The sequence below is a fragment of the Pseudomonas sp. KH_040 genome, assembly GCF_057839305.1.
The window spans coordinates 5,215,489-5,226,349 of the sequence record NZ_CM174487.1 but is presented as its reverse complement, the minus strand read 5'-3'; the positions used below and the strand labels follow the sequence as shown (position 1 = coordinate 5,226,349).

Sequence of the window (10,861 nt, the reverse complement as noted above, 5' to 3'; positions counted from 1 at the left end):
TATTGCACATCGTGAAGCGCGAAGTGTTTGAATGACGCGAGGCTGGCCGCGAGCGCGGTCGAGCGCCTAGACTTTGCCGATCTTCAGTTCAGGAACCGCCCGTGACTTCAATCTTCTGGTACGACTACGAAACCACTGGCATCAATCCGCGTAACGACCGCCCGTTGCAGGTGGCCGGGATCCGCACCGACCATGCGCTCAACGAGATCGACGAGCCGGTCAATCTTTATTGCCAGCCCAGCGAAGACATCCTGCCGCATCCGGCAGCGTGCGCGATCACCGGCATCACCCCGAGCCAGCTCGCCGAAAAGGGTTTGAGCGAGGCTGATTTCATGACTCGCGTGCATGCCCAACTCGCGGCACCGGGCACCTGTGGCGCCGGTTACAACACGCTGCGCTTCGACGACGAGATGACCCGTTACAGTCTGTATCGCAATTTCTTCGACCCGTACGCCCGGGAGTGGCAGGGCGGCAACAGCCGTTGGGATCTGATTGATGTGGTGCGCGCCGCTTATGCGCTGCGTCCTGACGGCCTGGTCTGGCCGACCGATGACGAAGGCCGGGTGACCCTCAAGCTCGAACGCCTGACGGCCGCGAACAATATCGATCACGGGCATGCCCACGAAGCGTTGTCAGACGTACGCGCGACCATCGCACTGGCGCGGTTGATCCGCGAGAAACAACCAAAACTGTATGACTGGCTGTTCCAGTTGCGCAGCAAGCAAAAAGTCATGGATCAGATTCGCCTGCTGCAGCCGCTGGTGCATGTTTCCGGGCGTTTCTCGGCAGCACGCAGTTATGTCGGTGTGGTGCTGCCACTGGCCTGGCACCCGAAAAACCGCAATGCCCTGATCGTCTGCGACCTGCACCTCGATCCGCAGGGGTTGCTCGATCTCGACGCGCAAACCCTGCGCGAGCGTTTGTACACGCGCCGCGACGACTTGCTGGAAGGCGAGTTGCCGGTGCCGCTCAAGCTGATTCACATCAACCGTTGTCCGGTGGTGGCACCGCTTGCGGTTTTGCGCGCGCAGGATCAGCAACGTCTGGGGCTGGACATGGCCCTGTATCAACAGCGAGCACTGCGGCTAACTGACGCACAACAAGTTTGGAAAGATAAAGTAGCGGAAATTTATGTCAGCGAAGATTTCATTCCGAGTGAGGATCCGGAACAACAGTTGTACGACGGATTTATCGGTGACCGCGACCGGCGTCTATGTGAGCAAGTGAGGAGCGCCGACCCGTCACAACTAGCGCAAGAGCAATGGCCTTTCGATGACGAACGTTTGCCCGAATTACTTTTTCGATATCGCGCACGCAACTTTCCCGAGACGTTGAATTTCGAAGAGCAAGAACGCTGGAGATTATTTTGTCAGCAGCGCTTGTCCGCGCCTGAATGGGGCGCGCCGAATACCTTGAAGTCTTTTACAGAAGCGGCAGAGCAGTGGTCACTTAATGCCACGCCGCTGCAGAGTGAAGTGCTCAATGAATGGCAAAATTATGTCCAGGCATTACGCAAACGTTTGAGTCTTTGAAATCGAACATGACCGGGCTTAAATGCCGGGCATAAAAAAAACGCCAGCATTCGCTGGCGTTTGTTTTTTCGCGGATATCTCTGCGAAGGCGTTGCGGCTTAGCCCAGCAGGGTAGCCCAGCCTTCAACCACGTCACCGCCCCACTTGGCTTTCCACTCTTTCAGAGTTTTGTGGTTGCCACCTTTGGTTTCGATGACTTCGCCGTTGTGCGGGTTTTTGTATTGTTTAACTTTGCGAGCACGCTTGGTGCCGGTAGTTTTTACTGCGCCGCCGCGTACTGCTTTGGTTTTTGCTTCCGGGTCCAGCAGCGCGATGATGTCACGCAGGGACTTGGAGTATTCGCCCATCAGGGTGCGCAGTTTGCCTTCGAATTCCAGCTCGGCTTGCAGTTTGTCGTCTTGGGACAGGTTCTTCAAACGGGCTTGCAGCTCTTTGATAGCTTCTTCGGTGGCGCGGTATTCGTTGATCAAGGACATGATTACTACCTTAGTAGAGTGCTGAATGGCAGGGGGACAGTGCCGCAATAATAGTCAGGCTGTTTCATCAAGTAAACATTTAACCTGAGTTTTTATTTAAATTAGTTACGAGAAACTGCCATCTATTGAATATTCAGTTAAATAGTGTGACCCAGTCATCACAGATATTCACAGTTGTCTGATCAAGCGATACCACGGGATCACTGTCAGGTGGACGATCACCCCGTCAAGCATCCGTCATGCCGAGCCTGCCCCGGACCGTGCTGATCAATACTGCAGTTTTCCTGCGCAGCCGCTAGAATGGCGGCCTTTGCGAAGTTCTGGAGTTTCCCCCTCATGCGCACTTTTCGGCTGGTGATATCTTGCCCGGACCGCGTTGGCATTGTTGCCAAAGTCAGTAATTTTCTGGCAGCCCATAACGGCTGGATCACCGAAGCGAGCCACCACTCGGACAACCAAGTCGGCTGGTTCTTCATGCGTCACGAAATTCGTGCCGATTCGCTGCCTTTCGGTATTGAAGTGCTGCGCGAGAAGTTTGCGCCGATCGCCGAAGAGTTCTCGATGGACTGGCGCATCACCGACACCGAGCAGAAAAAGCGCGTTGTGCTGATGGCTAGCCGCGAATCCCACTGCCTCGCCGATTTGCTGCACCGCTGGCACAGCGATGAACTGGACTGCGAAATCTCCTGCGTGATCTCCAACCACGATGACCTGCGCAGCATGGTCGAGTGGCACGGCATTCCTTATTATCACGTCCCGGTCAACCCGCAGGACAAGCAACCGGCCTTCGACGAAGTGTCGCGCCTGGTCAAACAGCACGACGCTGAAGTGGTGGTGCTGGCGCGTTACATGCAAATTCTGCCGCCGGACATGTGCCGCGAATACGCGCACAAGGTCATCAACATTCACCACAGCTTCCTGCCGTCGTTCGTCGGCGCCAAGCCCTACCACCAGGCTTCCCTGCGTGGCGTGAAACTGATCGGTGCGACCTGCCACTACGTGACCGAAGAGCTGGACGCCGGCCCGATCATTGAGCAGGACGTGGTTCGCGTCAGTCACAGCGACAGCATCGAAGACATGGTGCGTTTCGGCCGTGACGTCGAGAAGATGGTGTTGGCGCGCGGCCTGCGTTATCACCTTGAAGATCGCGTGCTGGTGCACGGCAACAAGACTGTGGTGTTCTGATCGAACCCACACAGGCTTGAAAAACCAAGGGTCTGGGCGTTCAATCGTTCCAGGCCCTTTGCCGTTTCTGACCCGAGGAAATGTTCATGAGTGATCCACTGGACAAAGCCACTTCCAAAGCTCCGGCAACGTTGGGCGAGGGTTGTTTGAGTCGATATGATCCCGAGGACATGAGCCCTGAGGATGGTACCGAGTTTCCCGGCGCTGCCGAGTTGTGGGAACAACTCAAAGAACAGCAGCAGGACGACGTCAAGAAGCCTGTCTGACGTTCATCAGCTTCTTCAACAGCGGCCGCCCCAGCATCAACAGAAACACCGGGCCACCCACCAGCAGGTAAAAGTAATACGTCACCACCCGCCAGATCAGGATCGCCGCCGCTGCGGTGGATTTCCCCACCATCGGCGCCAATAAGGCCGCCGAGGTCAGCTCCGCCGCCCCCGCACCGCCCGGCAGCAGACTGAATTGCCCGGCGCCCAGCGACAGCATCTGCACCAGAAAACTCCAGGCCCATTGCAAGTCTGCGCCCAGGCCGCGCAACGCCAGATACAACACGCTGTAACGCAGCAACCAATGCACACACGTCAGGGCGAAGACTTTGCTCAGCGTCTGCCAGGGCAACTTCAGCGTGTCGGTGAACGCGGCGAGAAAGTGCAGCAACTTGCGCGCCCAGCGGCGTCGAGTGCTGGCCTTGACGTTCATTCTGGCTAACAGGCGCCCGCTCAGGCGAATCAATGCGCGGTGATAACGCGCGAGCAATACACAACTGAACAAGCCACCGAACAACGAAACGGCGCTGACCATCAGCAGCCACTCCAGCCGATCGCTGAGGTGTTGAAACAACGCATAAATCAGAATCCCGCTGAGGGCGCAGAGAAAGAACAGCAGGTCACTCAGCTGATCCATGGCAAACACTGCGCTGCCTCGCGCCGGGCGCACACCCGATCGGGCCAGCAGGGCCATGATCGTCAGTGGTCCGCCGCTGCCACCGGGTGTCGCGCAATAGGCGAATTCGGCGGCCATGACCACGCCAAGACTCTTCATCGGCGTGACGCGATCGCACTGATCGCCGAGCAGCAAACGTAAACGCAGGGTATTGATGCCCCAGCACAGCAGGATCATGCCGAACATCACCAGCAGCCAGTGCAGCGGAAAGCTTTGCAGGCGCGCCCAGGTTTCGCTGCCGCCGAGCACCACCGGAATCAGCACGGCCGCGAGCAGGCCGATCAGCAGCAGAATGCCGCGACTCATGCGGCGCGCTCCCATTGGCTGTGCTGTTGCGCCAGCCAGTCGATTTTAGTCATCGGTACGCGTCCTTCCGCCAGCAGTCGTTCAAGGGTTTTCAACCAGTAATCGCGGCAGAAACGGTGGCGCATGTCCACCGGGTGCAAGCCTAGCCGAATCACCGGTGCCTGGCACCAGCGCTGTTCCCGCTGCTCGCAGACTAACTTCGACAAGCCTCGGCGCCAGGCACTGCGGGCGCTCCAGACCAGACCTGGAGCATTGATGGCGGTGAACTCCGGCAACCGATACAGATGCTGCGGATCACTGGTATAGCTCAGCGGCAACTCACGCAGGGCCTGGCGGGTGCCGTCACTCATCAGCCAGGCAGGGGCGACGAAACCGTGCAGGGGCCAGTCGTAACGCTGAAATACATCGATACCCGCGCGCAGACGGGCGAGGGCGGACTCGCGGGACAAGCGGTAGAACTCGCCTTCATGGGTGTAGACCCGGCGCATGAACCAGTCGTGCGGGGTTGTCGGGCCGGGTTCCTGATCATCATGGAAGTAACCGTGCAGGGCCAGTTCATCGCCACGGTCAACGCGTTCATCGAGCAATCGGCGAAACGCCGGGTGAGCATTGAGGGCGTTGTGCCGATGGAAATCCGGCACCACCAGCCACGTCATCGGCACTTGTCCCAATGCGTCGACCGCTGCGACAAACGGTTGGTAATCCGCCCAAGTCGAGGGCGCCACGTCGTGCAGCACCAGCAGCACAGCCGGGAGATTCGTCGATTCAGCCATTGGCGACTCGTGGCAGTGTGTGGCCGAGGACGGCGTGATAGTGATCGAGCAGACTGTCGACCACCGTGTCCCACGCGTAATGCTGTTCAACATGCTCGCGCGCCTGTTGGCCGAGTTTCACGCAGCCGCGACTAAACAGTTCGCGCACGGCATTGGCCATCGCTTGCGGGTTGTTCGGCGCGCACAGCAAGCCACAGGACTCGCTGATGATTTCCTCGAAGGCACCCGCGGCCACGGCGACCACTGGAATGCCACAGGCCATGGCTTCAAGAATCACCAGACCGAAGGTTTCCTGATCACCGGCATGGACCAACGCGTCTGCGCTGGCCATCAATTGCGCGACTCTGTGTGGCGGGCAGAACTCATCGATCACACTGACGTTGTCCGGTACGGCAGCGGGCATTGATGAGCCGACCAACAGCAGGTGATAACGCGGGCCAAGGCGTTTCATGCAATTGAGCAGTACTGGCAGGTTTTTCTCTTTCGAACCGCGCCCGGCGAAAATCAACAGGCGCGTCTCTTCGGCGATGCCCAGTTCCGCGCGCAGATTGCGGTTGCCCGCGTCTGGATGAAAGGTCTGCAGGTCCACGCCCAATGGCTGCACGAAAACATTGCGCACGCCGAGTCCGCTGAGCTTGTCAGCCATGACCTGACTGGGCGCCAGGACCCGGTCGAAGTTGCCGTAAAGCCGGGTGACATAGGCCTCGATATTCGGCGTTACCCAATGGCCCATGCGATTGCCGACCAGCAAGGGCAGATCCGAGTGATAGAAACCGATCACCGGCACGTCCAGTTGCCGCCGCGCATCCAGCGCAGCCCAGGCGGTCAGATAAGGATCGCCGACTTCGATCAGATCGGGCTGCAAATCCTGCAGCACATTGCGCCATGGCGCGAGGCGTACAGGGAAGCGGTAACCTTTGCCGAACGGCAGGGCAGGGGCGGGAACCGTGTAAATGCCGTCGTGTTCGCCGAAATGCGCGCCGGGAATCAACAGACTGTGGCGAATGCCGGGTTTGACCCCGAGCCGGCGGTGTTTGGCATCCAGATAAGTGCGCACGCCGCCGCTGGCCGGGGCGTAGAACATAGTGATGTCGGCGATATGCACGGTGACCAACCCTCCGCTGCGTGGTTCTCCCTTGGTTGACCTTTATCAACAATAGATGTTCGGTCGGGATTGCGCGGTAGAGCTGAAGAGCTTCAGAGCGGAAGAGCCCCTCACCCTAACCCTCTCCCGGAGGGAGAGGGGACTGACCGAGGTGTTTGGGTTTTATGCATCGACCTGAAAGTCTTCAGTCGAACTCAGGTTCTGAACAGCATGAAGATCGGCTCCCTTTCCCCCTCGCCCCCTGGGGGAGAGGGCTGGGGTGAGGGGGTAAAGCTTTTGATCTTCAGATGCGGAAACTACCCACCAACTGTTTCAACCGCGAAGCCTGCTGCTCCAGATCCGAACAAGCACGCAACGTCGCCTGCAAGTTCTCCACGCCCTCCTGATTCAGCGTATTGATCTCGGTGATATCGACGTTGATCGATTCCACAACAGCGGTCTGCTCCTCGGTCGCCGTGGCCACCGACTGATTCATCCCGTCGATCTCGCCAATGCGCTGCGTCACGCTGTTCAAGCGCTCCCCGGCGAGGTTGGCAATCTCGACGCTGTCCTGGCTGTGGCGCTGGCTGTCGCTCATGGTGCTCACCGATTCACGAGCGCCAACCTGCAGCTCCTCGATCATGGTCTGTACCTGTTGCGCCGACTCCTGGGTGCGGTGCGCCAGATTGCGCACTTCATCGGCCACCACGGCAAAACCACGGCCGGCCTCACCGGCACGTGCCGCTTCAATCGCAGCGTTGAGCGCCAGCAGGTTGGTTTGCTGGGAAATGCTGGTGATCACTTCGAGAATCTGACCGATGTTCACGGTCTTGCTGTTCAGCGACTCGATATTGCTGCTCGATGCGCTGAGCATGCTCGACAGTTGATTCATCGCCTTGATGCTGCGATCGACCACTTGCTGGCCGTCTTCAGCCAGACCGCGAGCGTCGCTGGCCTGATTCGAAGCCTGGGCGGCATTGCGGGCGATTTCCTGCGCCGCAGCACCAAGCTGATTGATCGCTGCAGCGACACTACTGGTGCGCGAGGCTTGCTGATCGGAGTTGTACATCGACGAGTTCGACGCGGCGACTACACGCAGGGCGACCTCGTTAACCTGGCCGGTCGCCGAAGACACTTCGCGGATCGAACCGTGAATTCGCTCGACGAAACGGTTGAACGCGGTACCGAGGATGCCGAATTCATCGTTATTGACGATGGTCAGGCGTTTGGTCAGATCACCTTCGCCGTCGGCAATGTCTTCCATGGCGCGGGTCATTACATGCAGCGGCTGGATCAGCAGGCGGATCAGCATGCCGAGCAGGGCAATGATGATCGCCACGGCAATCACGGTCGCGATCACTGCCGAGGTGCGGAACTCGCTGAGCATCGCGAACGCCTGATCTTTGTCCACCGACAGACCGATGTACCAGTTCACTGACGGCAGGCCTTTGATCGGCGCGAAGGTGACGATGCGGGTCTTGCCATCGACGGTGACTTCACTGAAGTCGCTGCTGATGCGCGGGGTGTCCTGCGGATAGGCTTCTTTCAGTGATTTCATCACCAAGGCCTTGTCCGGGTGCACGAGGATCTTGCCGTCGGCGCTGACCAGGAACACATAACCCATGCCGTCGAAATCGCGGGCGGCGAGGGTGTCGACCAGCGATTGCAGGCTCAGGTCGCCGCCGACTACGCCCACGCTCTGGCCGGCCTTTTTCGAGGCGGTGGCGATGGAGATGATCAACTGGCCAGTGGCGGCGTCGATGTACGGCTCGGTCAGGGTCGAGGTGCTGCTGCTCTCGGCACCTTTATACCAAGGGCGCACCCGTGGATCGAAACCGTCCGGCATCTTCGCATCCGGGCGGATGGTGAAGTGGCCGGTGGCATCACCGAGGTAGGACGCCATGAACGTCGAGGTCAGGGCTTTCTGTTCCAGCAGGCTGGCGACATTGACCGGTTCCGGGTTGATGGCGATGTTCTGGGCGGCGTTCTCGATCAGCAGAATGCGGCCGCTGAGCCAGGTCTGGATATTGCCGGCAGTGACTTCGCCCATCTCGTTGAGATAGTTGTTCAGGTCATCGCGGATCGCATTGCGCTGCAACCAGTCGTTGTACAGCGTAAACGAGGCGAAAGCGGCGATGACGATGAGGGCGGCGGCAAGCAAAATTTTATGGCTGAAGCGCAGATTTTTGTTCATGGCTTGGGGTTCCGCTAAGGTCTTAATGTCCAGGGCGTGCTTTTATAGAAGCGCGCAAAATGGGCAAGGGTGAAAACAAGCTGATATTTCCGTCTCTCCTTAGGGAAATGTCCGGCCTGACTTGTGGTCGGGTCTCTCACTCTTCTGTATCGGCCATGCGTAATCAAAGATTAACCATTGGGTGACAAAATGCCTGACTCCTCGCAACTCGTAATCGGCGCAGACCTCGCAGGCCAGCAGATTGCTCAGGCCATGCGCCTGGCAAACCGCCACGGACTGGTCGCGGGCGCCACCGGTACCGGTAAAACCGTCACCTTGCAGCGTTTGGCCGAGGCGTTCAGTGACGCCGGGGTCGCGGTATTTGCCGCTGACATCAAGGGCGATCTGTGTGGTCTCGGTGCGGCCGGTAACCCGCAGGGCAAAGTGGCCGAGCGTATCGCCGGGATGCCATGGCTCAACCACAAGCCGCAGGCGTATCCGGTGACCTTGTGGGATATCCACGGTGAGTCCGGTCATCCGTTGCGCACCACCTTGAGTGAAATGGGCCCGCTGTTGATCGGCAGCCTGCTGGAACTGACTGACAGCCAGCAATCGGCGCTTTACGCAGCCTTCAAGGTCGCTGATCGCGAGGGCTTGTTGCTGTTGGATCTGAAAGATCTGAAGGCGCTGCTCAATCACCTCAAGGACAATCCGCAACTGCTGGGCGAAGACGCGGCGTTGATGACCACCGGTTCCAGTCAGGCGCTGTTGCGCCGCCTGGCGATCCTTGAGCAGCAGGGCGCCGAAGCCTTGTTTGGCGAACCGGCACTGCAACTCGAAGACATTCTGCAACCGACTGCCGAGGGGCGGGGGCGCATTCATCTGCTCGACGCCAGCCGTCTGGTGCACGAGGCGCCGAAAGTCTATGCAACGTTCCTGTTGTGGCTGCTGGCTGAGTTGTTCGAGCAGTTGCCAGAGCGAGGCGATGCCGACAAACCGCTGCTGGCGTTGTTTTTCGATGAGGCGCATTTATTGTTTGGCGATACGCCCAAGGCCTTGCAGGAGCGCCTTGAGCAAGTGGTGCGCCTGATCCGCTCCAAAGGTGTTGGCGTGTATTTCGTCACGCAGTCACCGGCGGATTTGCCCGATGACGTGCTGGCGCAACTCGGTCTGCGCATCCAGCACGGCTTGCGTGCGTTTACCGCTAAAGAGCAGAAATCCCTACGTGCAGTGGCGGACGGCTTCCGGCCGAATCCGGCGTTCGACAGTTTGTCGGTGTTGACTGAATTGGGGATCGGCGAGGCGTTGGTCGGCACGCTGACCGAGAAAGGCACGCCGGAAATGGTTCAGCGCGTACTGGTCGCACCGCCGCAATCGCGGATCGGGCCGCTGACCGAAACCGAACGCACGCTGCTGATTGCCGGCTCGCCGTTCAAGGGGCGCTATGACAAGCCGATTGATCGTGAATCGGCTTATGAAATTCTGATGGGGCGCAAAGGCCTGGCGCCTGAAGCCGAGGCGCCCGCCGGCAAGCCTGCGCCTGAAGAGCCGAGCCTGGCCGACAGAGCCGGAGAGTTCCTCGGCACCGCTGCCGGGCAAGCGCTGAAATCGGCGATGCGCCAGGCTGCCAATAACCTTGGCAAACAACTGGTACGCGGCTTGATGGGCTCTTTACTCGGTGGCAGCAAACGCCGCTGACCTAATGTAGGAGTGAGCCTGCTCGCGATTGCGGTATGCCAGTCACGACAATGTCGACTGTTTCACCGCTATCGCGAGCAGGCTCACTCCTACAATTATTGATAGCTGTCAGGACTTGTCTTTGGCGTGCGCCGCCAGGCGCTCCAGCGCCGCGCGCAATCCCGGATCAGTGATCCCGTCCGCCGTGGCCTGAATCGTCGCCGCTGCATCCGTGGACAAATCCATCGTGTGCCCGGCTGACCCGCGTTGAACCGTCGGCGGCTGCACCTTGAACAGAATCCGCGTCAGACTCGCGAACTCGTCAAACATCTGCAATTGTCGCTGCAAGCGTTTTTGCTGGTAACGCAGGCGCGTGGCCCAGTGACCATCGGTGACGATCAACAACAAACTGCCCTCACGCCACGACGCTACATGGCAATGTTCGCGGGCGGCGGGCTGCAATTGGCTTTCGAGCAGGCGTTGTAAATGGCCCAGGCGCTGGGCATGGCCGAGGATGGCTTTGAGCGGCTTGGCTTCGCGCAAGAGAACGGCGGGTGCTTTGGCCGTAAGAGGGCGAAATGCCATGATCGAACACCTGAAGTAACAGAATCGCCATGGTAGCAGAAAGGCCAAACTCACTCGCCCATTGCTTTTGCCCCCGCTTTACCCATTAAATCAACAACTAACTTCTGCCTTGTATGACTTGAAGTTGA

Annotated in this window: 10 protein-coding genes and 1 pseudogene; 4 read left to right on the top strand and 7 right to left on the bottom strand. The window is 59.0% G+C overall.

The window, feature by feature from the left end:
• Positions 1-101: 101 nt before the first annotated feature.
• Positions 102-1,532 (top strand): exodeoxyribonuclease I, encoded by a 1,431-nt coding sequence (gene sbcB / locus AC3IUF_RS23300; protein ID WP_007912776.1) that lies wholly within the window; start codon positions 102-104, stop codon positions 1,530-1,532.
• Positions 1,533-1,630: 98 nt separating this feature from the next.
• Here sbcB and mvaT read toward each other — a convergent pair whose 3' ends face one another.
• Complete coding sequence (gene mvaT / locus AC3IUF_RS23295) at positions 1,631-2,008, bottom strand: histone-like nucleoid-structuring protein MvaT (protein WP_007912775.1); 378 nt, start codon at positions 2,006-2,008, stop codon at positions 1,631-1,633.
• Positions 2,009-2,344: 336 nt separating this feature from the next.
• On the opposite strand from mvaT, the gene purU reads away from it, so the two are divergent.
• Both purU and AC3IUF_RS23285 read left to right on the top strand, forming a co-directional pair.
• On the top strand, positions 2,345-3,193 hold the full coding sequence (purU, locus tag AC3IUF_RS23290) for a formyltetrahydrofolate deformylase (protein WP_007912774.1): 849 nt from the start codon (positions 2,345-2,347) through the stop codon (positions 3,191-3,193).
• Between the two features lie 86 nt (positions 3,194-3,279).
• A complete protein-coding gene (locus tag AC3IUF_RS23285) occupies positions 3,280-3,459 on the top strand; it encodes a hypothetical protein (protein WP_007912773.1) in 180 nt (59 codons plus the stop codon).
• Here the strand turns inward: AC3IUF_RS23285 and gpgF are convergent.
• From gpgF to AC3IUF_RS23260, 5 genes and pseudogenes are all read right to left on the bottom strand, one after another.
• The gene (gpgF, locus tag AC3IUF_RS23280) at positions 3,443-4,441 is read right to left on the bottom strand and encodes a glucosaminyl phosphatidylglycerol flippase (protein ID WP_007912772.1); all 999 of its coding nucleotides are present in this window, start codon (positions 4,439-4,441) and stop codon (positions 3,443-3,445) included. The two genes, AC3IUF_RS23285 and gpgF, sit on opposite strands and share 17 nt — an antisense overlap.
• Positions 4,438-5,214, bottom strand: a complete 777-nt coding sequence (gpgD, locus tag AC3IUF_RS23275) for an N-acetylglucosaminyl phosphatidylglycerol deacetylase (RefSeq protein WP_489279408.1) — start codon at positions 5,212-5,214, stop codon at positions 4,438-4,440. Before gpgD ends, gpgF begins: the two co-directional genes overlap by 4 nt.
• Entirely contained in the window at positions 5,207-6,319 is a 1,113-nt protein-coding gene (gene gpgS / locus AC3IUF_RS23270) for an N-acetylglucosaminyl phosphatidylglycerol synthase (RefSeq protein ID WP_007912770.1), read from the bottom strand. Before gpgS ends, gpgD begins: the two co-directional genes overlap by 8 nt.
• A 283-nt stretch (positions 6,320-6,602) precedes the next feature.
• Complete coding sequence (locus AC3IUF_RS23265; protein WP_371043227.1) at positions 6,603-7,367, bottom strand: methyl-accepting chemotaxis protein; 765 nt, start codon at positions 7,365-7,367, stop codon at positions 6,603-6,605.
• 93 nt (positions 7,368-7,460) lie between these two features.
• Positions 7,461-8,492, bottom strand: a pseudogene (locus AC3IUF_RS23260) (HAMP domain-containing protein); the annotation flags it as partial.
• Between the two features lie 189 nt (positions 8,493-8,681).
• On the opposite strand from AC3IUF_RS23260, the gene AC3IUF_RS23255 reads away from it, so the two are divergent.
• Entirely contained in the window at positions 8,682-10,169 is a 1,488-nt protein-coding gene (locus tag AC3IUF_RS23255) for a helicase HerA-like domain-containing protein (RefSeq protein WP_007912768.1), read from the top strand.
• Between the two features lie 108 nt (positions 10,170-10,277).
• Here AC3IUF_RS23255 and AC3IUF_RS23250 read toward each other — a convergent pair whose 3' ends face one another.
• The gene (locus tag AC3IUF_RS23250; RefSeq protein WP_007912767.1) at positions 10,278-10,733 is read right to left on the bottom strand and encodes a DUF721 domain-containing protein; all 456 of its coding nucleotides are present in this window, start codon (positions 10,731-10,733) and stop codon (positions 10,278-10,280) included.
• Positions 10,734-10,861: the final 128 nt, after the last annotated feature.